Here is a 23950-nt window from a genome sequence, read left to right on the forward strand (position 1 = left end):
ATAAATCTGGTTTAGTAGAGCGGTGTAAAATACGTAAGCTCGAATATAGTGGCAGTTGGATGGGTGAAAGATTCGTGTCTGCGACCATCAAATCACCCACCCCTGTCACTTTTGAGATAGGTGATCACTTCACTTATAGGAATGAGGTGTTTACATTAAATTACGATCCATCGGTAATAAAGAAGGCTACAGTCAACTCGGTTGGAGATTCATTTACATATGAAAGCGTGAAGTTTAATAGTTTCAGTGATGAATTAGCTAGATGCGAATTCCTTGACTATATTTTAAACGACAACGGGCTTCACTTTTCATCCCTCCCCACTTTCTCTTTTTATGCCGGTAACATACAGGATTTAGCCGACAGGATTCAAGCTAATTTGAATCGTATATACACGAGCGGCAAGGCATGGACTGTTATTGTCCATCCTGAGTATGTGAACATAAAGAACATCAATATATCTGTTAGTAAGATTACAGTGTGGGGTGCACTGGAGTTGGTAAAGTCTCAATTCAATGCAAATTTTACGATAAAAGGGAGAACTATCGTTATAGGCACCGCAGGGGCTGTTATTGATAATGTGTTTCAGTATGGGAAAGGGAATGGACTTGTTAAAATCCAACGGGTAACTCAATCTGATCAGCAGATTATCACCCGATTGAGGGTTTATGGTAGTCAAAGGAACTTGCCACCGCTTTATTACGCTACAATGGTCAATCCAATTATCAATGCGCCCGTTTTGAATGCGGAGTACGGATGGGATGGTACGGGCAATAGATATAGCGTGAACATTGCATTTGACTTTGTAATGAAGTTTAAGGGAACGACTGCTATTCCCGTTACCATCGGTGGAAAATCCTACTCAATGCTTCCTCATCCGAACTTTCAGGGCATTGGATTGATGTATTTTTCATCAAGTCAGGAAATGCGAGACGCTGTATATAACGGAGTGGTAATAGTAATCACATCAGGTATAGAGACTGATAACGTTCCCCTAAAGTATAAAACGCCATCTGGGTCTTTGGTCCCTAATAACATGGCTGTTCAGAATTTGATGCTTCCATCATTCCCTATTGACACGATAGACCCCTACTTGGATAGTGCTAATATTGGCGAGTTGGGGATAATGGAAGGAAGTATATTCTTTGATGGGAGCGATAGCGCAAAAGATGAAATATTCCCATCTATGGAGGGTATTACTGCCCAACAACTAATAGATGCGGGAATACCAGTATCAGTTGATCCTGGAGATAATGGCAATCTCGATGAAATTTCAGGAGGATCAACGAATATAGATGGCACTGCAATAACCGATAACGGTGTTTATCTCGACGGAGAAACTGTGCCTTCATTCAAGATTACGCTAAAAGATATCGGATTCAATCTATGGGATTATAGGACATCCGAAAGCCCAATGATCAGCATGAAAGATGGAATGTGTGGCGGACGAGAATTTGAAGTAAAATCTTGTGAGAAGTCTGGGAATAAGTACGTTTTGACATGCACTAGGATATATGACGATAGCACCATGCTATATTATCCATATTCGGATTTTAAAATACTGGCAGATGATAAATTCGTGCTCCTAAATATAAATATGCCCGACGTATATATAAAGGCCGCTTCTCAAAGGCTTCTTAAGGCAGGGCAGGACTATCTCAAATTAAACGACTATGTGAGATATACATATCAGATGAATATTTCTCAGGTGTATATGGCTCGCAGACCGGACTTATATGCGTCCTTGGTTGAAGGGGATTTAATGCTATTTACGGATAATGACTTGATGATTGATGGAAGTATAACCATTAATACTTTGCGAATAGTTGAAGGCGAAGACATTAAACCTTCATTCGAAGTTACCCTCACCGAAGATAAGCAGGTGGGTACTTTACAAAAAATACAAAATCAGATTGACTCAATAGCAAATGGGACACAGTCTGGTAGTGGCTATAATATGCAGCAAATATCTCAAATGATTAGGACTGTAGGATCTAGGATATTTCTTCGTAGGGATATTGAAGATTTTACTAACTACATATTAACCTTTTTCAAGGGGTTGAAAATCGGCAATTTCATGTCCGGGATGCTTGTCGGCAGAGGTGCTGCTATTACAATTGACTCCAATAATAAAACAGAGTTTGAAGTGGATCGGATAAAAGTCAGGGAAGAACTTATTGTTCCAAAGATCACATTTAACTGTATTGATACTGTCACGGGGGAATTCGCCGGAACATTTGCATTCGGTACAGTCAAAGCGGTGGACATCGTTAATAAGACCATCGAACTTGATTTATTGGACGGTCAAGCCGGAACATTAAAGGCAGGTGATATATGTCGTGGTATATTCCACTTCCTTGAAGGCGGAAACGTAGATTCAGATTCATACGATACCAACGGCTTCCTGAATTACTCAGGATTCGCTACATCATACTTTACACCGTCTGAAATACTAGTAAATCAACCCGGCGTAATGAAGTTCAGATATACACTCCAGTCCGGAACGACTGTTCACCCTACAAAGGGCATGAACTTTTACGCATATGGTAACTTTAATGATAAGAGCCGTCAATCATTGCTCTATATCAACAGAGAATATATCCGTTTTCTAAGCGGCGTTAATACGTGGGTTATCAATCCGGATAAGCATATACCAATGCAAATCGGAAACACCGAGGGTCTCAATATCGGAGGTGTTGACATGTCTGATTATAGCGGATTTATGCGGAATCTCTATATAATGGGTTCCATCATCCAATTTACCCCATCTCAAAAGGAAGAGTTGAAGGGACAGGACGCGTACAGCGTGATACTTTCCACATACGAGCAGGCCATAGTCGTTGATGATGATAACAACATCATTGGCGGCACCGTAGAAGAAGTCACCGTCATTTCAGGGGATAAAACAGTGGTAACCGGTGAGGCGACTGTTGTGACATCAATCAACAAGCTAACGAGTCGCATTCAAGCATTCAAAGGCAAGACCGAGCTGTTCTATTCCCCGACATATGAAGAGGGGGCCTACATGGTGACACTTAATCCAATCGGATGCGTTGCGGTGATCGAAAACGGTATCGTCAAGATCACTGAGATAATCGACGTAGATAACATCAGCGTAGGTATCACAGTCAACTGCGAAGGTAATGCAATCTTTGAGAAGGCCTTCAAGGTTACGGCTGTTAGAAACGGGCAATCTCCCATTGTTGTAGACTTCACCAATGGATGATAAATCTAGCCTGTGATGCTTCGGGAAACGTAGCGCATGGGCTTCCTGCGACGACCAACTTGATGATGTTCTACGGAACGGAGCAGTTGGCATTATCCGAGTTGACACTAGCACCTGTTACCGGAATAACAATGTCTGCTGATAAAACAACGGGCGTTATCACTATCAGTCTGTGGCTTCATCTGTACCTGATACAACAGAGATCAACGTAACAGCAACTGCCATACGCAAAGGCATAACGCACACCCGTACAATCGTGTTATCACTCAACAAGATAAAGCCAGGAGCAAATGGTGATAATGCAGTGATCTATGAGTTACAGCCGTCGTTGAGCGTAATCAAGAAAGATAAGGCAGGCAATCCCGCCGTAGCTACTATCTCATGTCGTTTGTTGAAATTCGATGGAACGGCATCAACGGTCACAAGCGTTCCCGAAGGATTTACATTGCAATATAGCACCGACGGGGGCACTTTCCAATACTATACGTTGGAGTCTCCGATAAATACATCCGGCATAGCTCAAAAAGTTGCTTTCAGGCTTTACGATGAGAGAGGCCAGTTCGTAGTTAAGGTTGATGAAGAAACAATATACGTCGTACAGGACGGATCCGATGGTCATGACGGGCAAGACGGGGCTGATGGTACATCCATCATTTGGAAAGGTGAATTCGCATCCCATCCTGCCAATCCGCAGAATGGTTGGGCATATAAAAATACCACCGACAAGAAGAGCTATGTGTATCAATCGGGGGCATGGTATCAAATGACAGTTGATGGGACTAACGGACAGAATGGTACTAACGGAATATCTATCGTTTGGAAAGGCGATTCTTCTACACCTCCGGCTAGCCCGCAGGTAAACTGGGTATATCGTGACACCGATAACGGAGGAGTGTATATCTATAACGGCACAGCTTGGGAATTAATGGTCGTGGATGGAAATGACGGGACTGATGGCGCAAAGGGTTCAGACGGTAATTCTGTATACATCACCTATCATGATAGCGAAACCGAACCAACTGCACCAACAGGGAATGGTACTACAGGTGGTTGGCACACGAACGCTACATCTAGTTCTAGGTGGATGTCTCAAAAGGTAGCTGCTAGTGCTTCATCTGGGGCATGGGGTAATCCGATTCAGATCGCCGGCAAGGATGGTATAAACGGGGCTGACGGCATTAACGGCAAAGATGCGAACATGCTTGTGTCATCCGTTTCTCAGATCGGGAAAAAGCTTAATGGGGTATATGAACCTGAAATATTCACTGTTTATCATAAATCGGCAAACGGTACATCCGTAAACGCGAATATCGTTTGTTGGGGTTCCGATGATGGAATTAATTATTCTGTCATAGACAACGCAGTCGATGCATCCTCAATATCAATAGACGTAGCAAGCGAGATGGCCAAGTACTACGTTATCCGCACTTATACCAAAAGAGCAGACCAAGTTTCTGACTTCTCAGAACCGTTCATACTTAGCACTTCGGTCAATGTCGTTTCTGATGGGGAAGCTGGTGTGGCAGGTAGTGCATACAGAAAATGGGATGGATTCGAAATCGGAAAGACTTACCGCAATGACGATGGGGTCGTTGACTTGTCTAAGTTAGAGCCTGAGAAAGTCAGGTACATAGATGTTATTTTGATAAAGAACTCAGCTTTGCAAGCAGGAGCAGATGTATATATTGCTAAGAAATTTGGCGGGAATAACTATTGGGTTGGTACTAACGAGAATGACCCACGCAATGAGGTGTTTGTCGGGAATGAGTCCCCCCACTGGATTAGGGCAAATAGTATGGCTCCTGTATTTACGAACTTGATTATAGCTAATGCAGCTCTTATTGACTTCGGCACAATTGGCGCATTCATATACCAAGGAGATTACATGTTCTCTCAGCACGGGGTTGATGGTGATGGAAAAGACAGTACCGATTATCAATACTTTAATAACACTACGTATCCATTCAAGTTCAACAACACGTCAGTTTGGTCTACCACACCTCCGTCATCCACAGTAATAAATGTTATGCCTATGGATTATAAGATATACATAACGGATATGCTTTCAATTGATGAAGCATGGGTGGCTTCTCCAGTTGGAACATTTACTCCATCTTTCAGAGTTAAGATATTAAATACTAACACTAATTTTACTATAGGTGATGATTATCAATTAATATATGTGTATTATGAAGAAGGGTCGGCATTGACTAAGACGATGGTGTTTACCAATACTGATGAAACTATTACACTTCCAGCTAACTATTCAAATGGTAGATCTTCTGGTTTCTTAATGCGGGCATTTAATACAGGCTCATTTGATGACATCTTAACCATTGAATTAGTCCCTAATACATTCACTCCCAACTTCTACATAAATGGAAAAACAGGCGATGTTTATGGAACTAGAGGGGTTTGGACGATGAGAACACCAGACGTTTTTAAAACGGTTGATATGACATCAACAACGGCTAGGATAGATCTGGACGTGGATATAAAAAAGAATATAAATTATAATATTCTGATTAGAAGTTCTACTACTGATCGTAGTTGTCGCCTTCCAAAGGCAACAAAAGATCTTGTAGGGATGAAGTTGATAATTAAGTTGTCTACTCCTGATGGCACAGGCGCACAGACTTTAGCTATCTACTGCAATGCGCCTCAATACATCCACTGGAGAAATCGAAAGAATGTTCTCTATGCTAGATTAACCCCAGATGCGTTCATCGAATTAGAATGCCTACCTATTCTGAGAGATACATACGCATGGTATATCAGAAATGCGGGAGAGTTTAAGACAGACTCGCCGACTAATCAAGAGGCAATCTTATACCCGGTTTGGATTTAATAAACAATAAATATATGGCAGAAACTATAGACATAAAAAACTTTCCGGCACTATCATCCGCAGATGATGGTTCATTCGTGCTGGTTGCACAAAGTGAGGGTGCACCCGGGAAAATCTCCGTAGCCTTACTAAAAGCGGTTATTGCGAGTAACATAACAACGTCCGTCACTCCCAAGATCGAGGATGGCGTTTGGTGGATTGGAGAAGTGAACACGGGTGTAGAAGCCGAAGGATTAACACCTACTTTCCGAAAAGGCGAAACTGGCATTGAGTGGAAGTACACTAATCAGCCGGATGAAGCGTATCAAACGCTCCTAACATACGCTGAGATTCAGCAATGGATTTTAGAGTATGACAAAGTGAGTGATACGGAATATAACGAAATATTCAACACTTAAAGATTATGAACGTAAATTATCAATCGGACTTCAAAATCATAGAAAGCACTACGGATGTAGACTTGACTACCCCGTTCATATTCACTTATATGACCGTGGGAAGTAATAAGTTTGTTGCAAGCTTTGACGGTGCAGTATATTCCAACTGTCGCAGGCTTGACAACGGGTATCTTATGGTAGCTTTGGATAATCCTAGATTCGCTCTTGGTCCACTAAGCGTAAAAAGAGAGTACTTTCTCACAGATTCCGATTTTAAAGATGGTATATGCAATTATGTTACGGTTCAAAAAACGGATATTAATATCGTCGTTGGTGAAACCGATGAATCAAGTCCGGATGTGAATGTCCCTCCATACTATCAGAAAGGAGACAAGGGAGATCCATTCACTTATGAAGATTTCACCTCTGAGCAAATAGATAATATTAAAAGACCGGCATTGGAAGCCGCCGAATTAGCGAACGAAGCTGTGGATAGTGCTTTAGTAGCTACAAATAACGCCATTACAGCCACTAATGAAGCAAATGAAGCTACTAACCTCGCAAATGACGCAAGAGATCAAGCATTAGAAGCTGCACAAGTAAGCCATAGCGCAGCACAGGAAGCAAATACTAATGCAGCATACGCCAAAGATCAGGGAGATTATGCTAAAGGTGAGGGTGATCGAATATCTGAGCTTATTATCATAACATCTGAAGAGGCATCTAATGTAGATTACGAAAATATAAACATTTAAAAATAAATTGTTATGGCAAAGATTCACAAAATAAAGAGCAACGGGAATACCATTTACCCAGCCACAATCCCGCAGGCTGTGGTTGACCCTGAGACGCAAGTCCCTCTAAATGTAACGCTAGATAGCGTGGATGGTAGGCTGTCGGATGCAGAAGAAACAATTTCGGCAATTGTGGGTACCGACTACCTGCACTATTCATACGGAATAGAAATAAACGATTCTATTGCTGATTCTGCAAAGACTAGGATCGGCAACCTATCGCTACATGCTCAGCTACCTATTCAATCAAGAATGCGCAAATGTCTGTTATTGGACAATGGAAAGGTAAACTATTACTTAAACGCCAACAATGGTAATTTGAAAGAGGACGGGACGGCTGCCAATTTAGACGGAACAGATGGTATGGTAATGGTAGAGGTACCAAAACATTATCGAAAGTTCGAAACAGAGGGTACACTCTTTCGAGTTTACATATCTGAAATGCCTATATCCGGATTCCATATTGTGCCTAAAATGTACATCTCAGCGTATGAAGCATCTATCGATAGAACTAACGCCTCTCTGCCTAAACTAGCATCCGTTGTTAATTCTTCGGCAGCATTTAGGGGCGGAAATAACACGGCGACATGGATGGTACATATAGGACATTACTCGGCAGACCGGGAACAAATACATCTCTGACAAACTTCCGTGCATACGCCCGTAGACGTGGTAACGCAGGCATGAATGGGGCTGGTTGGAACGCATATTTATACGAAGCCCATCAGGCATTGTATTGGCTGTATACGATTGAGTACGCTAATACCAATTGCCAATTGCCCTTTAATGCTACTCCAACCGCTAATGGATACAAGCAGGGAGGATTAGGGAATGGTGTGACTAATATGAGTGATTGGAATGGATTTAATGGTACGAATCCTTTCATCCCTTGCGGAACAACAAATTCATTGGGTAATAAAACGGGCGTGGTAAGCTATACTACTAAAAACGAAGATGGAACGACAAGGGATACTTTGTCCGTGCCGGCCTATAGAGGCATTGAAAATCCTTTTGGACATATATGGAAGTGGACAGATGGAGTTAAATGTCGCATTCAAAGTAGCGAGGCAGGCGGGTTAAGTGAAGTCTATACTTGCAATAATCCCGCAAACCTCCAAGATGTGAACTATGACAATTATGTGAAGATGGGGGATATTTCACGCACGGATGGGTATGTTAAGAAGATTATAGGTGGAGAACACGGAGTTATAATGCCTGTCGAGGTTGGCGGGTCATCAAACACATACTTCTGTGATTATTTCTATACCAATATCCCTGCCACCTCGGAAGCTCAAAGGGTTGTCCTGCTTGGCGGTTATGCGCATGCCGGTGCGCTTGCGGGTCTTTCGTGCGCGCATACGGGTTACGCGGCTTCGGCTGCGACTGCGAGTATCGGCTCCCGGCTTTGCTTTTTACCCTAAAATAAAGTTAACGATGAAAACAGAATCAAATATGAAGCCAATCCCTATATTAGATTTGGGTAACGGCAAGTATCACATTAATTACAATGTGGTAGAAGTAGAGAGAGAGGAAATCGGCGTAATTTTCGAATACAATACAGTATTAATCGAGGGTTTACCGACTTATGAAAGAGTTATCGAATCCCTAATTCGGGAGAGATATGGTATCTCTGATGAATTGGCAATACAACGTCAAAGAGATATAAAAACGGACGAATTCGCCGAGTATTGTGAGTATGCCGATAGCTGCAAGGAATTGGCGAGAGAGTGCATGGAAAGTTGGGAGAAGTAGAAAAATAACACGATGGAAGAAAAAGCAGTTCATCAGATATCGGCAGGGATATTTGCACCTATAGCAGGAAGTTTTGTGATTGACAGTTTGCAGATGATGATACCGTGGTTAATAGCCATGTTCTGTGTCATTCTATGCGATCTTATCACTGGAGTGAGAAAGAGTATACTAATGGGAGAGCACGTCAGATTCAGCCGTGCCTGGCGTGCCACTATGGGGAAGATGGTGACATACTTCTCATTTGTGGTCATGGTGGTGATGGTTCAGAAAGCATCGGGGATGTCGATACGAATTGATACCTATTCGTGCCTATTTGTATGCTTCATAGAGGGTAGTTCAATTATAAGCAATATCTTAAAGCCGAAAGGGTACAACTTTAATCTGGCTATTGCCATAGGTGTATTTGCAAAAAAGGTATTCAGCATAGACAAGGAAGATATAGACGGAGTAATAACTAAAGAAAAGAATAAAGAGGACTAAAGTATGGCAGACTACAGAAAACTAGTGCCGTTTATCCGGAAGTGGGAAGGCGGTTTTGTGAACGATCCCGATGATTTGGGAGGTGCAACTAATAAAGGTGTAACAATAGCTACCTATGAAGCCTATTGCCGAAAGAAAGGCTATCCCAAGCCGACAATTGAAAGGTTGAAGAACCTGAGCGATGCGGAATGGAACGAGATTTTCAAAACGCTGTATTGGGATCGATGGAAAGCTGATGAGATAAAGAGTCAATCAGTTGCTAACATTCTGGTCGACTGGGTATGGGCATCAGGTGTTCATGGTATCAAGATTCCGCAAGACTTAGTAGGTGTTGTTCCTGATGGTTTAGTAGGTCCTAAGACATTAGCAGCGGTCAACTCGAAGAATCCGGAGGAACTATTCAAAGCTATCAAACAGGCACGAATTGATTTCGTAGAGGAGATATGTCGTAAGCGGCCGGCAAACTTGAAATTTAGAAAAGGATGGCTTAACCGGATTAACGATATAAAGTTCGAGAGATGAAAAAGCTACTATACATCTTAATTCTTGCTTCGGCGTGCATGTCATGCCGGAGCTCTCAGCCATCCACCAAGACGAATACAGAGGTAAAAGGTATAGAGCAAAAGGATGAGTTTAAAAAATCTAATGATAGCCTGTTACTCATAATGCAGCAGGATATAAAAAGAGTCTACGAAAGGGTCAACAACTTCACCTATGGCTTTACTCAGTTTAAGACAGAATACTCAGCACCCGACTCGACGGGTAAGCAGCATCCTACATCTACGACCGAGACGAAAGGCAAAGTGAATAGTAATACCACTGAGAAGTCGGTGACAGACGAAAAGGTCTTGTTGCAATTCGAGCAGGTTAAATCCTCACTCGATTCGCTTAAATCCACCGTTGAATATTTCGTTAAGCAGAATACCCAGACAACGCCACCTCTTACTCGGTGGCAGAAGTTAAAACAAGACTTTGGCATGTTTGCGCTAGGTGTGTCAGTTGCACTGGTATTATTAATCATCGGTTGGCTTGTATACAGGATAAGGAAAAAATAGTATATTTATAGCGGAAAGTTTTACTTTTCATTTTTAATAAGATTTGGAGCCCCGAAGTTCGTGATGAATAGCGGGGCTTTTCTTATCCTCAAAATGGCAAATCATCTCTGTCATTATTCTGACTTACGGCGGGCTGTTTTGGCGGTTCTGATGCGTATTGCGGTGGTGACGTCGTAGGAGCCTGCGATACACCGGTAATTGTTGCTTTCCAGCACGTAATGGAATTAAACCATTTCCCATTCCATTCTCGTGCGTCAACATCACATTGAATCTCAACTTCTTGCCCTACGGCGAGTCCCAAAGCATCTATTTTGTCATTCATAACTTGGACGCATACCCGCTTAGAGTATTCACCATGCTCAACGACTACATACTCTTTGCTTCTCCACTCTTTCCCGTTCTTGCTGGTTCCGCCTTTTTCAGGAAGTTCAGCTATTATTTTACCTTTTATTGTTAATTGTGCCATTGTTTGTTTTCAATTTAATTGTGAACGCTTGTATCTTATTTCCTCTAGGAAGCTATCAGAAACGCCGATATCCTCAATGAGGATGCCCTCTATCGAACAAGTCGAATCATAGCGTCCTGCTGTAACGCCAATAGTGAGTTTACTTTCCGCTTCATCCAACTGCTGGCAATCATACGGTCCTCATCTCTGAGATAAGGTTTGCCGTTTATTATTCTTTTCACTGAGAATATCATATACGTTCTTATTTAAGTGACACTTAACAAGGCGGAAATCCGATCTCGTTTGATTTTCTTTGCACGCTCTCTATCTATTTTACGCCCCCACAAGGTTGCTTCGTAGAGGGCTTTTGCATACAAAAAGAGCTCCTCGCTATTTGCAAGGAACTCTACTTTTGAAGCTGCGACCATAGATTTGGATAACAGTTCATTGTCTTCGAATAATTCGCTATTTGCCATTATTAATATAGTTGTAAGTTGCACCTGTTTGACTTTCCTGCATACGATTACGGTACTCGTCTGCGTATGCTTTATTGCACTTGGACTTCGGAACGAGAATGACAGTCCTGCTGTCAATACGAAGCGAAACCCTGCTCTTTTCTTTTTTCTTCTGTGCGGAAATGGCTGCCTGAATCTTATCAGGGCTTGCGTTTATATCCGTATCAACTTTGCGCTCCTTTGCCGGAGCTTTTCTCTCATGTCTCATCGCTTTGCTCTTTTACTGATTCAAAATCTTTCTTACTAATCTCTACCACACTAAATATAGTTATGTCCATTATGCTAACTCCTAGATGGTCACAAATGAATTTGATGGGGACTATCTTGGATTTAGATCGGTATGTGCCGCTTATTAGGCGATCTTTGTATCTACACGAATAGTGATAGTATTTCCATTTCGGGGTACATTGGTACACCACAATCACAAACAATAATCCATATACGACAATATGGAAGAACCACCTAGGCGCAATTGAATACAAGACTGCCGCCAATGCAAAAGTCCCAATTATCACAAGCATGGTTATTACGAACTCAGACATAAACTGATTGAGCCCGACCGGTAATTTAATCTTCTTCATTTTCCCCATGATATATATCAGATAAGTTGTATTTATTATGAACGAGGCGCATTCTCTCTATACTATCTTTCAGCTCTACGTCACTTTTACAAATTGCGACTTTTCTATATATGAAAAGAGTCTTTCGAACGTATACGTGGTATTCCAGGTGATAGTTCCATTTCGGAGAAACCTTGATTTGAATATCTTGGCGAAACCACGGTTTTTGTATATAATAAGAGGTCGATATGATGATTATCAGACCTATAATAAATCCTATAAATAGTCCCATATTACTTTTTGTTTAATATTTCAATCGCTTTCCCTTTATCGCTCTCATTTATTCCCGCACAAGCATCCGTCTGAATGAAGTTCTCCTTCTGACAAAGAAGCATGTCGGACTTATCGTTTAGGATAACATAATGAGTCACGTCACTGTGTTCAGATAGCCACCTCTCAATTTCATTACCTCTTTGTAATCTGCAATGCTTCTCTTTTTCCCCGTGCTTAAACCCATACATCCGGCTAGTAACATCAATGACATACTCAGGTATAGGGAACGGTGGATTGGAAAATGCGCGTTCTTCATCAGTTATCGCCTTTATTGTCTGCTCCAAAGAGTATCTACGCCAAGAGGAAGATATGACTATCTTTGCCCCCGTAGCATCACATATATCTTTTACAATGGCGCATTTCTCTAAATCAATATGCCATTTGCTTTTTAGGGTAGTTATTACCCCGTCAAAATCCAAGAATATTACTTTCATTTTCAAATAGTATTTTAAGTCCGTAAATATCGGCTGCGCACTTTTCCAAACTACAGCCTTTTGATTTTTCCCATCCATCGCACATGAAAATCGTATCACAGTTATCCAATAGGTATTCTATGTCTTTCCCCATGTAGTATCCATACGACTCATCTGTACCGTCTACGATGTCAAAAGGCGAAATGGAGTTAGGTATTTGTTCCTTAATCCGTTCCGCCTTTCGCCTCTGAGTGTCTATGTTGTGACCGGTGATTGGTATACTGATATATGTCTGTTTCATGACTTATTCCTTTTTATTTAGTTATTGCCTGATGGTATCATGACCTCTTTTCTTTTTTGGTTTATTTGGTTTGGTAAAAACTACCACGTGAATCGGTATAATACCCTCACTTGCCCTTATTTTACCTTTTTTAAAACTCATAATTTACTCCTCCATTTCATTTTTTACGTCACATATTATTAGTCTTCTATATCCATTTCGATTTTAAAACACTCGATGCAATGCTTGGCATCATCGGATATAACCGTTTCGTCTGATTCATGGTCGTAGGATGATACAAATTTAGTAAATGCCTTACAGCCTCTTCTTTCACATTACGGCGTTCCATATCTATAGCTTCCCACGCTTTCTCTACCGAGATTACAGGATAATCAGGGTTGACTACGACAAAGCTTTCTTGCTCAATAAATTCTTCAACTTTCATAATCGTTTATTTTATTCCATTAATTAACTTCTGATATTCATCTTTAGAGAGTACCTGTTCCGCTTTATCCAAGCAGTGGTTCCAACCATTATTGAAAGATAGCCGAGATACTTCTTCAAGCAATTTTTCTATCTTCTCGCCACTGTTCAAGTAGTCCAATATGTATTCTTTATTTTTCTCTACGTCCATTTCTCCGTTTATTTAAATTATTTCTATATTTCCTCACCCTCTTAACAAGGATATATCTTCCAAGCCACGATAGCCTGCGCCTGCCCCTTATTCTTCGATATCCCTTGCGTGAGAACTTTTCCCACATTTCATTTAGTTCTTCGATTGGCATTTTGAACCATAAATAAGCCACAATTAAATTACGTGAGGGAATGAGTATACAAGGGAATACATATACTTTAGCGAGGCTATACATCATTAGTATGGGCCATAGCAGGATAACCAACCAAGTTATTGCCCCCGTTATAACTAGGATTGTTATTAGCGTTTTCATTATCTCCATTACTTATTTGTTTTATTGATTTTGGTATAAAATTCAGTCCGTGAGTGCTACTAGATAGATCATCTTCGCACAACTCATACCCAAGTTTTTGCATTATATTCACGGATTTTGGTTCAACCCCGATATAGGTTCTAATTGATTATGCCCACAACAACACCCAGTCGTCCGAACGCCACAAAGCCATAGATATCTAATTTCAGGGGATAGGCAACTATCAACTGATATGCGATTTTTCTGTGACCATATAGGAGCTTGCAGGGCTACCTGGTTATCATATGAACCAATCGGAATATTTTCACAATTGCATTTGTACTTTTTCATTCTGTTTATTATATTTGCTATCTAAATTTTATAATTATGAGATATCATGATGTTAACTACGATAAGTTGGAGCCATATGGAATGATTCTAGGTATGGGAGATCGCAAGGATACTGATGAAAGAAATGCCATCAAAGTAATGCATGCGCAATTTGACCTCATCCAAAAACAAAAGCAAGAAATTATCGAAGAACGCAGATACAGAGAAGAAATGAGAAAGTCAGCGGATCGATCTTTCAGATATACCATTATAGCAATCGTGATCGCTTCACTGACTCTCTTAGCGACAATTATTACGTGGTTCATCTAGGTCCTCATTAATATATTGCACTCTATCGAATTAGACGGCGAATAATGTTTTCTGTCCTTTCTCCATTTCAGCCACCTTGCAATTCTTGACAGCTTCATTGAAGTAGCTATCCTTGAGTTCAAATCCGATTCCATTTCTACCCAAAAGTATAGATTGGTAAACTTCGGAGCCAATTCCAAGAAACGGAGTTAACACGGTGTCTCCTTTGTTACTCCAAAGAGTTACAGCCCTGTTGATTGTATCAAGCTGAAGAGGACATATGTGTTTTTCATCGTTTTCTCCCCGGGCCTTGACTCCATTTAGCGTATTGGAATAGTCAATATCCATCCATACGGGACTTGCGTACTTTTGCCATGTATCAACGGATATATCGCAACGCACCGGATGATCGTGATCACCGTCTTTGCGAAACACCATTAAGTAGTCAGGTATTCCGACCCGAGACATAGCAGCGTCCTTTTTTACTTGCTTATGAAGCAACCCCAGAGCTTTCGTACGTTGCATCTCTGTTACAGGGTTTTTCCAAATTGTTACACGTGAATGGTATATAAAACCCGCTTCTGCAAAGGCCTCCAGAATCATACCTGAAAAATCTCGTAGTCCGATGAACCCCTCTTTCCCTTTTTGGATAGGCAAATCCATGCAATGGACGGCAACATTTCTGCCGCTCCACATTACTCGATACAACTCTTTCACGAGAAATTTAAAAGCAAAGAAAAACTCTTTGTAATCCTTAGAATTGCCCATGTCTTCCAGCTTATCAGAATAAGTATATAATTCCGCAAACGGTGGAGAGAATATAGAGAATCCGACGCTGTCATCCGGAACATTGGAAATTAACTGCACGCAGTCGCCTAAATAGATCTCACAATTATCTGACTTATAACTTTTCACTACATCCATCTTTTGAAGTTTTATTTGATTCTTTATATTTCGATTAGTCGCATTACTCATAGCGCGCTGCATGTCGTTGAATTGCTTTTGCTTTTCATCAATTGTCTTTTTGACGTTCTGCATTGTATCAGTGACTATTAGGTAGATATTTACATCGTGTTCCTGTCCAAAACGGTATGATCGTCTAATTCCTTGATAAGTGGATTCAAATGAAAAATCAAGTGAAGCAAATATTTGGTTATGACATTGCTGATAATTTAAACCGAACTGAGCTATTTTAAGCTTGGTAATCAACACTCGGAACTCACCCTTTCCAAACCCTAATAGCTTATCTTTCTTGTATCCCTTATTATCGCTACCTTTCACCTCGATAGCTTCTGGTATTAAGTCACGGAGCACTTTTCCCTCTTCATCATGTCCTATCCATATAATAAATGACTCATCAGACTCATTCACAATTTCAGCGACACGCAATAACCTTTCCTGTATTGTGTCTCTTAGTTCTGCATGATAGGTAGTTGCGGAAACTGCTGTATCATTGAATAACATACCGTTATCCCTCTTTTCTGTTTCTACAACTTCTTCAATGATATTTAACTCAGGAAGAATGTAGCCGGATCCATCAAATCCGATATCATCCGGTTTACATAACATCACTGCCCACGTAGATACAAAATCCCAAAACGCCTGAGTCGCATGCCCTTTTAATCGCCATGAGGATGTGCTACCGCCATCATGCACAAAATACATAGCAAGCATTTCATTGCGATTCATTACGTTTAAAAATTCGGCATGATTGCATAACTCCATTGTGTCATTGGGGCTGGGAGTAGCCGTACAAGCTAGTTTATAGGGGGTATCTTTAAATTCATCAACTAGTTTCTGCTTTGTTTTACCATCGAAGTTTTTCAATATAGAACTCTCATCCAGAACAACTCCTCCAAAAAGATAGGCATCTATATTATCCAAATTATCGTAGTTAGTTATATAGATGCCAGGATTTAGGTCTTGATCGAAAACGGTTAATCCCAACTCTTGTACTACATATCCGAACTTTGCGCCCTCTTGTATAGTTTGGGGAACTACTCCAAGTGGTGCAAGTATAATAACTGGCATATTGATGTGATTAACTACTTGGTTGGCCCATTCCAATTGCTGAATAGTTTTACCCAGTCCGCAATCTTCGAACATCGCAAACCTTCCAACTTTTAGTGCACGCTTTACACAATACTTTTGAAAATCAAAGAGTTTATTATTCATCTGGTTCTCGTTAATTTCAAATCCACTCTCTATGCGATTTTGCTTTTTAGTTTCTAAAAACTGTGTGTATTCTTTCATTTCTATTTAGTTTTGATTATACTATTCAAATAACCCATTCATACTACCTATCTTTCTAAATCTCCAAGTATGCCTACATTGAAGGCATTCACCTTCTACGTAAAGCACATTTCCGTATTCATTATTATAAGTATTTTTGGATAGAACCCCATTTATTACTTGAACCGAAGTTGTTGCGGTTATGGTCTCCATGATAAGTAAACTATTGCCTCCGCATTTAGGACATTTAGCCCGACTTTTCTGCGGGTGTTTATGAATTATGCTCATTTCTTTATTGTTTTGAATTAATCTACGCTGCAATTTTTCTTAGTAACCGTAGCTTCCTACAAAGAGCTTCCGTATTTTTTTGGGCTTGTGTAACCTCAATGGCATTGCCTATAAACTTCTTTTGTTCTGCCTGAGTGCCGATTAAAACATAGTCTTCGGGAAATCCCATGATGCGCTTTAGCTCTGGGATTTTCAGCATACGCATTTTGATATCAAGAATACCATAAAGAGCCATAAACTCCTTTATCTTCACAGTCATGGGTGAATCAGTATCATATATTTCATAGATTACTACGTTTCCATCTATGCGAATGAATGAAGGAATATCTGCTGGGTCTGTTGTACATTCTGCGAGATATGGCGGCATCTTATCCATCCGGGCTATCAGAGTAAAGCATGGTGCGTTTACATCACCTCCTGCACTACTGTATTGAGGATTCACTAAATAGTGCCACTTGCGGTTAGCTGTGATTACTTGGGATGGGTCTTCGATCGAACTTCCTATGTTCCCGAAGCTGGTGTTCATTACCCATGGCGTTACTAGCGAGTATTTAGGGTTGGCAGTTACACATCCTAATGGTTTGTTGGTAGATGCAGCCTTGCTTTGCCCGAACTGCTGGCCGATAAACGAAGGAGAAACCAGTGAAAGCCGATCCTTGGTCAAAATTGTTGGTGATGGAGCATTCACATCCTTGCCATCATCCTTGAAATTGTAAGAACATAAAAAACGAGAATCAACCAATAAGCAACAGTCTTTTGTTCTGATCGTTGGTGCGGGTTTATCAATGGAACCAGCGTGGTTATCGCCACCGTAGTACATCGAAAGGAACTTAGGCTGTACATAGTTGAACCGGTCTTTTGTTGGTACGGTAGGACATGGACTATCTACTTTGCTTACATTGTCTCCATTCCCGTAATATGCAGCAAGGAAATCGGCATTTACTATCGCATGATGATCGATGCAAGTTATTGCTCCTGAAGGATGTTCTATACTAACGTTCTTACTCGATGGGTGTCCACTGAACTGCTTTGACATAAAACTAACTTTAGCAACACCCAATCGGTTTTGGCAACTTACAGTTGGGCTTGGTGCTTCCATATCCGGAGCATGGTACTTACCAGATTGGCTCATAGAATTCCATTTAACCATGAAAGCTTCTTTTCCACCTGCTACGAACCTAACGAGTCCACTGTGTAAGCGGGCCTTCGTTGCTTCTACAAGTTCCTTTTTCCGCCCAAAGATACTAGTGCCTTCATCCTCAAAGTCCAGGACATCTTTAACCGCCTTCCACTTGGCCAGCTTAGTGAACATATCCTTTCTTCCCTCTTTGCAGTGTGTGGGTTCTGGAAATATGATAGGAAGATCTTTCTTTGCGAATATACCGAAGAACCGTTTACGGCTGGTATATGCTCCATAATCGGCAGAATTCATGATGCGGTATTCAAAGTCATAACCGTACTTCTTGACATTGTTAACCCATCTTTGATATAAGCGTCCTTTATCTCTTGATATCGGCTTGCCGTTATCATCATATCGCCCCATGACATAAACTCTTCTACATTCTCAATTTGTATGTAATCAGGATCTACCACATCTATGTAGCGGAACAAATGTTCTGCTAAAGTACGACTATCCGGATCACGAGGTAGACCGCCCTTTGCTTTTGAGAAATTAGTGCATTCTAATGATGCGTGAAGCATAATCTTTGCATTCGGGTAAAGTGTACGAATGCGATTAACGATTGAAATAACCGGTGATAATTCGATTGTTCTAATATCTTCGATGAAGTGAAGCGCATCGGGCATATTGGCGTTATGCGAAAGGATCGCATTTCTATCATGGTTTATACAAACAACTACCTTAGCGCATTTCTCCCCGTTAACGGAAGCCTGTTCTACGCCTTCCGATAGTCCGCCTGCACCACAAAATAGATCTATTACAAATAAATCAATGCCTGATAGACGCTCAAGGTCCTTAAGCACCTGTTCTAATGTTTTCATAATGATATAATTAAAAAGCCACATCAAAGATGCAGCTCACTTGTTTCTTAATTCGATAAATCCTTTCTTTTCAACCTGCCGGAGAAGTTCTAAATCTTCGTCTCTGATTTCGCAGGGTGTTTCACCGTTGATCGTTGTGTATCGAGGAATACCGAACCTATTGCATATTCTCTCTTTTATTTCGGGCGTACATGTTTTTGCCCAATGGATGGTGACGCGCTTATTCATTGGTTATAACCATACTTTCTTTTCTTGTACTTTTCGTCAAATTTATGAGCACGATTATATTTGTAATTGCCTACATCAATACGCATTCCATCAAATCGCTTTCTTGTTTCTATGATATTGGCATATGCATTAGCCCCTCTTGCATCTCCACCTGCAGCCATCGCTAAAGCTATCTCTTCGTAATCTTCCCTTGTAACTGAGTTAGTGTAATCTGTAGGTGGTGAGTCGGCTGATGCGCCGCTATGTGCTCGTCTCTCTGTTTGTCATAGGCTGCAAACCATCCCATAATAGTACCACCGTCAATGACACCGTAGAACTTCCCGTAGGTTTTAATGTTCGTACGAGCCATCTTGAAACAAAGACACACATCCTCGATTCTAAAGTAGTAGTATTTAGATATGATGTCGTCCACGATCTTTTTTACTTGGAAGGAGTTCATATCCTCCTCTTTTCTACCAAAGTACTGCAACATCGCACTGATGAATGAAACGATCATTGATTGCGTGACTTCGTTATCTATCCTCATCCATTCAGACAATTGGATAGCGGGCGCATCTATCGCTTCTTTTATTGACATGATGTTGTCACTGATTCTTTTGCAGTATTTTGTTGGCGACGTCAAAAATGTTTGGATGATTTCCTGCGTCCCTTGATTGCTTATTACTAAATCCATACCCGTTTTTTAATTCAAATAAACCCGCCCAATTGTTGGCCATTGACTGCCCGACGATTTGGGCGGCCAATTGCGGATCTCCGTTAGACATTTCATATAGTTTGTGGAAGCACACTTCTATTCCTCGTTGGGTATAGGCTTGCTTCCTCTCTTTCTTGTAGTTGATCCAAGCATCCATGACATCCATATAATCCTCTTGAACGAAAGAGAGGTCAAGCTCTTTTTTGCCCGACCTCTTCTTCATTCCTGCATTATATCCGTCTATCCATGCTTGCCTGGTGTCCGATGCATTATGCTTTGCGTAATCGTCGGCTTGGGCGATGATGGTGCTCATAATTTATTCTCCTACCAACAGTTCACCCTCATCATTATAATCGTCATTCTCAAATGTTATAGCAACCCAAGATGCAGATTCAACTCCATATACCTCTTTAATAAACTCGGAATCCTCATGATCAAGTTCTATTCTTTCTATTGATATATCTTCATATATCGCATCAGAGTGGGGCTCATCATTGCCATAGTGAGCACTCTTTCTCCAATCAAATACGCAAACATCCTCATCTTGGGGATATTTTTTCAATTCTTTAATCAAATCTTTTACTTTCATGTATCTATTTCTTTAATTTAAGTATCGAATTAGTATCAACGATCTGTCCACCGCACTCTTCACATAGGCTCATATTATGAGCATCCATTGTATCTACTTCTCTTGCCGCATCTTCAATTGCTTGACTTAAGATATCATCTAAGCATTCTACAAAAACAGATTCTTTATCTCTGAAATATAATTTTTCATTCATGATGTAAATAATATAGTTAGTAATCCCAAGAACACGCACAGCATCAGAAAGCAAAGAACAGCCTGAACGGCTTCACTCTTTACTTTCATGCCGACAAAGCATATTGCCAGACCAAATAGGAGAAGCAATATTACAGGGAGTTCGGATTTGCTCATTCCTATTTAGTTATTAGTTAATTCCTAATGCTTGTTTAATACTTTGCTGCACTGTGGTTCTACCTCTCCATTCGCCACGCTCTTCGTCTATCTGTTCCTTTAGAAAAAGGATGCCGGAAAGCGTGTTTAGTGCTTTCATTCCTATATGCTTTCTGAAATCACATAGATCACCTTCCTCATCATATACATCGAATCTTTCACTTGAATCGGCTGGAACATTACAACCGTAATTCATTAACTCACCCAATATTTCATTCATTTCTTCAAATGAGAGCTCTTTGTTTAGTAATTCTTTTATGTTCATACTTTTATTCCTTTCTTTTTGTTATTGAGTTAATCTTATCTTTGATAAATCAAACGTATATGACCATTTACAACCGTCGTGCCCTGGACGATTGGTCTCAGCAATAGGTAAATTGCTGTTTCGATGAAATCCATGTATCGTTGCATAGTCACGCTGCCATTCATTGCCTATAAGGTAGTCGATATGATCGCCTATCTTAAATTGGTGTTCAGTTAGTTTTTCGGATATATGTACAGGATACCAAACTTTCGCTTTAGTATCTGTATCAATACCATGGAACCATACTTTCCCATTGCCTACAGTTTCAAAGGAAGTGATTTCAGCCTTCTTTATGCTTCCTCTCGTATTACGATAGGAAACTATATCTCCAACCTTAAATTTGTTCATATCTACTTAGTTATGAATTATACTTTTTAACGATGGAATCTAAAGCCGATTCCATTTTCATGAAAATTTTCTCTTTTTCAGAATTTTCTTCGACTTCTGCATTAATGATTTCGTTCGATATATATATCTTCATGCTTTCTAATGCAGATATTTCATCTGATGATATCGTTATTTCTTTCATCTCTTATTCTTTAAATTAAACTGCGTAAATAGTAATCGGCTATCCAGTAGCCTGCAAAACAAAAAGCCGCCATGAGGATTATCAAGGCGGCTAGGGTTATGATCTCTTTGTATCTCACTGAAGTAAGTTGTATAAGTCTAAGGCTCGTTGGTAAGTATCGAACCCTTTTACATTAACCCATTTATCACTAAAGAAGCCATCTTTGCGAACTTGCACCCACCACACTGTTATAGGGAAACATCCGTTATATGCGCTTCCTTGGACTATTCTATATCGTTTCATTGAGTAATTCCGTTTTTTTTCTAACATACTCTCTCATTATTAAAAAAGCATGATCTTCATTGTACGAGGATCCTACAGTAGTCCAGTACCCATTTACATACGCCTGAACCAAGTATACAACATGCACTCTTCTACCTAGGCGCATTTTCACTTCTCCCTTCACTCGCTTCTTCCTAATCCTTGTTTCCATGATTCTCCTCTCATACCCTTTAGCCTCTGAATTTCTTTTTGTTGTATCCGATAGATATCAAGCATGGCTTGATGAGCTTCCTCTATGGTGTCATAATCATGATTCCTTCTTCCTGTATTCACGCGAAACATTGTTACTGGCTCCTGTTTAAAGTCAGATTCACAATTACAATCCCCGCAACATTGACAGCCTCGACGTTGGGTTAGAAACTGCACCTTGTACAGCTTGCATCGCCCAAGCTCTGCGATTAATTCTCTTCCCGTCTCCATGATTTCTATTTATTAAATAAATGCCCAAATGCGCTATCCAAATCTAACCTTAGGTTAAGCCTGGACGGAAACGCCTTGATGTAATTGTATAGCTTGAACGTGAATTCATCATCATCCCCACATCGGTCAATCATGGTAAGAAGCAGAGCATTTATCATGTCCGCATCATTACCGAAGTTCTCTTGCGTGTCGTTTGAGCAATGGTTCACGTCCTTTTTTAGTTTGTTTATTGCTGATATTGCCGTGTTGAAATTTCGTTTTGCGTCGTGACGCAGTGCGTACCCTTGCTTTTTGTATTCAGCCTCCATATCTAAGAGGTTTGTTTCTAGCATATCGACCATTATATACACGATATTGGTCATTGTGTTTAGTTTATTGGTCCCTTTCATCTTGTTTGTTTTCTAACGTTTTAAACTCGAATTCTATATACTCCTTGCCCTTTGGGACTATTTCAGTTTCAACAACCGCCCGACGAATGAGCTTATCATTAAAGCCATACTTATTGCTTAGGATATCTTGCGTTGGCTTTATTGGATTATCCCAGTCGGATAGCTTGCTACTAAAGCCGAACTTGAAATATAGTTCGTAGGGCGGGGGAGGAAGTTTTATCTTTGGAAGTAACCAAAGCAAATTGTTCTGGTACCGCTTATATTCATCCGTACGGAACCTCCGACCTTTCCATGCGTCATTTACGGACATTGGCTTTATGTTTATTCGTACCATGATTTAATCCCCCGGATCTAAAAGCGGCATCAAAAGCCCGATTGATTTCATATATCCACCTGACTCTTGGTTGACGAATCTCACAAGTACTGCCAAATAATCTTGGTCAAATTCTAGTATAACGGTACTCGAATTTACTGCCTTTTGCAACAAGTAAAGCAATAATGGATTGACGCAAATTTTATTAAGCGCATTATTCTTATGATCTGCAAATATCTTATCGGCATTCGGATACTTCTCGTGCATAACAAACTTGTAAAGGGTTTCAGAATGACTATTTGAACAGATAAATCCATCATCGGAGATTTTCGCAACATCGCATTTTACAATTTCCTTGAAAGAGTCTCCGTGCAGGAATTTTCCATCAAGATTTGATATCTCTGCATCGCTGAATGACGAAATCTCAGACATATTTGCTTTTATCAACACATGTCCGTTGCTTGCATAAGCGTATCCGTCTTTGAAGTAAATACACTGCATCACAACACGTAATTGATCCGTAGAACACACTAAGTGCAAGGCTATCCCTTTGTTAAAGTTATGCCTTTCTACTTTTTTCTTCTTCATATATTTAGTTTTTAATTAGTTACAAA

The 23950-nt window shown here is 40.4% G+C and carries 38 protein-coding genes; 12 read left to right on the top strand and 26 right to left on the bottom strand.

The window, feature by feature from the left end; genetic code table 11:
* Window positions 1–74: 74 nt before the first annotated feature.
* From JCM10512_RS21265 to JCM10512_RS06435, 11 genes are read left to right on the top strand one after another with little or no spacing between them, the layout of a single operon-like run.
* Window positions 75–3224, top strand: coding sequence for a hypothetical protein (locus JCM10512_RS21265; protein WP_158332187.1), 3150 nt, complete (start codon window positions 75–77; stop codon window positions 3222–3224).
* Window positions 3221–3436 carry a hypothetical protein gene (locus JCM10512_RS06395; protein ID WP_044161515.1) on the top strand — a complete coding sequence of 72 codons (216 nt, stop codon included), beginning with the start codon at window positions 3221–3223 and terminating at the stop codon, window positions 3434–3436. The genes JCM10512_RS21265 and JCM10512_RS06395 overlap by 4 nt, the downstream gene beginning before the upstream one ends.
* Window positions 3397–6072, top strand: a complete 2676-nt coding sequence (locus tag JCM10512_RS23055; protein WP_200869092.1) for a hypothetical protein — start codon at window positions 3397–3399, stop codon at window positions 6070–6072. Before JCM10512_RS06395 ends, JCM10512_RS23055 begins: the two co-directional genes overlap by 40 nt.
* A 14-nt stretch (window positions 6073–6086) precedes the next feature.
* Complete coding sequence (locus JCM10512_RS06405) at window positions 6087–6470, top strand: hypothetical protein (RefSeq protein ID WP_148298292.1); 384 nt, start codon at window positions 6087–6089, stop codon at window positions 6468–6470.
* Window positions 6471–6475: 5 nt separating this feature from the next.
* Complete coding sequence (locus JCM10512_RS21270) at window positions 6476–7204, top strand: hypothetical protein (RefSeq protein WP_052517125.1); 729 nt, start codon at window positions 6476–6478, stop codon at window positions 7202–7204.
* Window positions 7205–7216: 12 nt separating this feature from the next.
* Window positions 7217–7885: a hypothetical protein gene (locus JCM10512_RS23560; RefSeq protein ID WP_244436989.1), complete on the top strand. Its 669-nt coding sequence runs from the start codon at window positions 7217–7219 to the stop codon at window positions 7883–7885.
* Window positions 7831–8664 carry a hypothetical protein gene (locus JCM10512_RS06415; protein ID WP_244436992.1) on the top strand — a complete coding sequence of 278 codons (834 nt, stop codon included), beginning with the start codon at window positions 7831–7833 and terminating at the stop codon, window positions 8662–8664. The genes JCM10512_RS23560 and JCM10512_RS06415 overlap by 55 nt, the downstream gene beginning before the upstream one ends.
* A 13-nt stretch (window positions 8665–8677) precedes the next feature.
* Complete coding sequence (locus JCM10512_RS06420) at window positions 8678–8995, top strand: hypothetical protein (protein ID WP_148298293.1); 318 nt, start codon at window positions 8678–8680, stop codon at window positions 8993–8995.
* Window positions 8996–9007: 12 nt separating this feature from the next.
* Window positions 9008–9475, top strand: a complete 468-nt coding sequence (locus tag JCM10512_RS06425; RefSeq protein ID WP_044161523.1) for a phage holin family protein — start codon at window positions 9008–9010, stop codon at window positions 9473–9475.
* 3 nt (window positions 9476–9478) lie between these two features.
* Window positions 9479–9997 (top strand): glycoside hydrolase family 108 protein, encoded by a 519-nt coding sequence (locus JCM10512_RS06430; RefSeq protein ID WP_044161526.1) that lies wholly within the window; start codon window positions 9479–9481, stop codon window positions 9995–9997.
* Window positions 9994–10530 (top strand): hypothetical protein, encoded by a 537-nt coding sequence (locus tag JCM10512_RS06435; protein WP_148298294.1) that lies wholly within the window; start codon window positions 9994–9996, stop codon window positions 10528–10530. Before JCM10512_RS06430 ends, JCM10512_RS06435 begins: the two co-directional genes overlap by 4 nt.
* Window positions 10531–10618: 88 nt before the next feature.
* On the opposite strand, the gene JCM10512_RS06440 is transcribed toward JCM10512_RS06435, so the two are convergent.
* The 10 genes from JCM10512_RS06440 to JCM10512_RS06485 form a co-directional block, all read right to left on the bottom strand.
* Window positions 10619–10996, bottom strand: coding sequence for a DUF3127 domain-containing protein (locus tag JCM10512_RS06440; RefSeq protein WP_044161529.1), 378 nt, complete (start codon window positions 10994–10996; stop codon window positions 10619–10621).
* A gap of 89 nt (window positions 10997–11085) precedes the next feature.
* Window positions 11086–11217, bottom strand: coding sequence for a hypothetical protein (locus JCM10512_RS24555; RefSeq protein ID WP_262482589.1), 132 nt, complete (start codon window positions 11215–11217; stop codon window positions 11086–11088).
* A 24-nt stretch (window positions 11218–11241) separates the two neighbouring features.
* Window positions 11242–11451: a hypothetical protein gene (locus JCM10512_RS06445; RefSeq protein WP_044161532.1), complete on the bottom strand. Its 210-nt coding sequence runs from the start codon at window positions 11449–11451 to the stop codon at window positions 11242–11244.
* Window positions 11441–11698, bottom strand: a complete 258-nt coding sequence (locus JCM10512_RS06450; protein WP_044161534.1) for a hypothetical protein — start codon at window positions 11696–11698, stop codon at window positions 11441–11443. The genes JCM10512_RS06445 and JCM10512_RS06450 overlap by 11 nt, the downstream gene beginning before the upstream one ends.
* Window positions 11688–12071, bottom strand: coding sequence for a hypothetical protein (locus tag JCM10512_RS06455; protein ID WP_044161536.1), 384 nt, complete (start codon window positions 12069–12071; stop codon window positions 11688–11690). The genes JCM10512_RS06450 and JCM10512_RS06455 overlap by 11 nt, the downstream gene beginning before the upstream one ends.
* Window positions 12072–12343: 272 nt before the next feature.
* Window positions 12344–12817 carry an HAD domain-containing protein gene (locus JCM10512_RS21275; RefSeq protein ID WP_148298295.1) on the bottom strand — a complete coding sequence of 158 codons (474 nt, stop codon included), beginning with the start codon at window positions 12815–12817 and terminating at the stop codon, window positions 12344–12346.
* Window positions 12792–13097, bottom strand: a complete 306-nt coding sequence (locus tag JCM10512_RS06470; RefSeq protein WP_052517127.1) for a DUF4406 domain-containing protein — start codon at window positions 13095–13097, stop codon at window positions 12792–12794. Before JCM10512_RS06470 ends, JCM10512_RS21275 begins: the two co-directional genes overlap by 26 nt.
* Window positions 13098–13284: 187 nt before the next feature.
* Window positions 13285–13521: a hypothetical protein gene (locus JCM10512_RS06475; protein WP_044161541.1), complete on the bottom strand. Its 237-nt coding sequence runs from the start codon at window positions 13519–13521 to the stop codon at window positions 13285–13287.
* Window positions 13522–13527: 6 nt separating this feature from the next.
* On the bottom strand, window positions 13528–13710 hold the full coding sequence (locus tag JCM10512_RS06480) for a hypothetical protein (RefSeq protein ID WP_044161543.1): 183 nt from the start codon (window positions 13708–13710) through the stop codon (window positions 13528–13530).
* Window positions 13691–14032 carry a hypothetical protein gene (locus JCM10512_RS06485; RefSeq protein ID WP_044161544.1) on the bottom strand — a complete coding sequence of 114 codons (342 nt, stop codon included), beginning with the start codon at window positions 14030–14032 and terminating at the stop codon, window positions 13691–13693. Before JCM10512_RS06485 ends, JCM10512_RS06480 begins: the two co-directional genes overlap by 20 nt.
* Window positions 14033–14389: 357 nt before the next feature.
* Here JCM10512_RS06485 and JCM10512_RS06490 point away from each other — a divergent pair, with 357 nt between their 5' ends.
* Window positions 14390–14662 carry a hypothetical protein gene (locus JCM10512_RS06490; protein WP_044161547.1) on the top strand — a complete coding sequence of 91 codons (273 nt, stop codon included), beginning with the start codon at window positions 14390–14392 and terminating at the stop codon, window positions 14660–14662.
* Window positions 14663–14692: 30 nt separating this feature from the next.
* Here the strand turns inward: JCM10512_RS06490 and JCM10512_RS06495 are convergent, their stop codons facing one another.
* The 16 genes from JCM10512_RS06495 to JCM10512_RS06560 all read right to left on the bottom strand — a co-directional run bounded on the left by JCM10512_RS06495 (window position 14693) and on the right by JCM10512_RS06560 (window position 23924).
* A complete protein-coding gene (locus JCM10512_RS06495; RefSeq protein WP_044161549.1) occupies window positions 14693–16894 on the bottom strand; it encodes a DNA methyltransferase in 2202 nt (733 codons plus the stop codon).
* A 289-nt stretch (window positions 16895–17183) separates the two neighbouring features.
* Window positions 17184–18704: a DNA cytosine methyltransferase gene (locus JCM10512_RS06505; RefSeq protein WP_162832126.1), complete on the bottom strand. Its 1521-nt coding sequence runs from the start codon at window positions 18702–18704 to the stop codon at window positions 17184–17186.
* Entirely contained in the window at window positions 18590–19162 is a 573-nt protein-coding gene (locus JCM10512_RS25030; protein ID WP_162832127.1) for a DNA cytosine methyltransferase, read from the bottom strand. Before JCM10512_RS25030 ends, JCM10512_RS06505 begins: the two co-directional genes overlap by 115 nt.
* A 224-nt stretch (window positions 19163–19386) precedes the next feature.
* Window positions 19387–19551 (bottom strand): hypothetical protein, encoded by a 165-nt coding sequence (locus JCM10512_RS22725; protein WP_158332188.1) that lies wholly within the window; start codon window positions 19549–19551, stop codon window positions 19387–19389.
* Window positions 19552–19559: 8 nt separating this feature from the next.
* A complete protein-coding gene (locus JCM10512_RS06515; RefSeq protein ID WP_044161552.1) occupies window positions 19560–19967 on the bottom strand; it encodes a hypothetical protein in 408 nt (135 codons plus the stop codon).
* 7 nt (window positions 19968–19974) lie between these two features.
* A complete protein-coding gene (locus JCM10512_RS06520) occupies window positions 19975–20397 on the bottom strand; it encodes a phage replication initiator YdaU family protein (RefSeq protein WP_044161553.1) in 423 nt (140 codons plus the stop codon).
* 3 nt (window positions 20398–20400) lie between these two features.
* Window positions 20401–20673, bottom strand: coding sequence for a hypothetical protein (locus JCM10512_RS06525; RefSeq protein ID WP_044161554.1), 273 nt, complete (start codon window positions 20671–20673; stop codon window positions 20401–20403).
* A gap of 4 nt (window positions 20674–20677) precedes the next feature.
* The gene (locus tag JCM10512_RS06530; protein WP_148298296.1) at window positions 20678–20866 is read right to left on the bottom strand and encodes a hypothetical protein; all 189 of its coding nucleotides are present in this window, start codon (window positions 20864–20866) and stop codon (window positions 20678–20680) included.
* 168 nt (window positions 20867–21034) lie between these two features.
* On the bottom strand, window positions 21035–21325 hold the full coding sequence (locus JCM10512_RS06535; RefSeq protein ID WP_044161556.1) for a hypothetical protein: 291 nt from the start codon (window positions 21323–21325) through the stop codon (window positions 21035–21037).
* A gap of 21 nt (window positions 21326–21346) precedes the next feature.
* Window positions 21347–21712 carry a hypothetical protein gene (locus tag JCM10512_RS06540; protein ID WP_044161557.1) on the bottom strand — a complete coding sequence of 122 codons (366 nt, stop codon included), beginning with the start codon at window positions 21710–21712 and terminating at the stop codon, window positions 21347–21349.
* Between the two features lie 10 nt (window positions 21713–21722).
* Complete coding sequence (locus tag JCM10512_RS22730; RefSeq protein ID WP_158332189.1) at window positions 21723–21893, bottom strand: hypothetical protein; 171 nt, start codon at window positions 21891–21893, stop codon at window positions 21723–21725.
* Window positions 21894–22007: 114 nt separating this feature from the next.
* Window positions 22008–22175 carry a hypothetical protein gene (locus JCM10512_RS22735; RefSeq protein ID WP_158332190.1) on the bottom strand — a complete coding sequence of 56 codons (168 nt, stop codon included), beginning with the start codon at window positions 22173–22175 and terminating at the stop codon, window positions 22008–22010.
* A gap of 159 nt (window positions 22176–22334) precedes the next feature.
* Window positions 22335–22634: a hypothetical protein gene (locus tag JCM10512_RS22740; protein ID WP_044161558.1), complete on the bottom strand. Its 300-nt coding sequence runs from the start codon at window positions 22632–22634 to the stop codon at window positions 22335–22337.
* A gap of 5 nt (window positions 22635–22639) precedes the next feature.
* On the bottom strand, window positions 22640–23023 hold the full coding sequence (locus JCM10512_RS06550) for a hypothetical protein (RefSeq protein ID WP_044161559.1): 384 nt from the start codon (window positions 23021–23023) through the stop codon (window positions 22640–22642).
* A complete protein-coding gene (locus JCM10512_RS06555; RefSeq protein WP_244436994.1) occupies window positions 23007–23333 on the bottom strand; it encodes a RusA family crossover junction endodeoxyribonuclease in 327 nt (108 codons plus the stop codon). Before JCM10512_RS06555 ends, JCM10512_RS06550 begins: the two co-directional genes overlap by 17 nt.
* A 27-nt stretch (window positions 23334–23360) precedes the next feature.
* Window positions 23361–23924: a hypothetical protein gene (locus JCM10512_RS06560; protein ID WP_044161561.1), complete on the bottom strand. Its 564-nt coding sequence runs from the start codon at window positions 23922–23924 to the stop codon at window positions 23361–23363.
* Between the last annotated feature and the right edge of the window lie 26 nt (window positions 23925–23950).

The sequence above is a fragment of the Bacteroides reticulotermitis JCM 10512 genome (assembly GCF_000517545.1).
Classification (GTDB): domain Bacteria; phylum Bacteroidota; class Bacteroidia; order Bacteroidales; family Bacteroidaceae; genus Bacteroides; species Bacteroides reticulotermitis.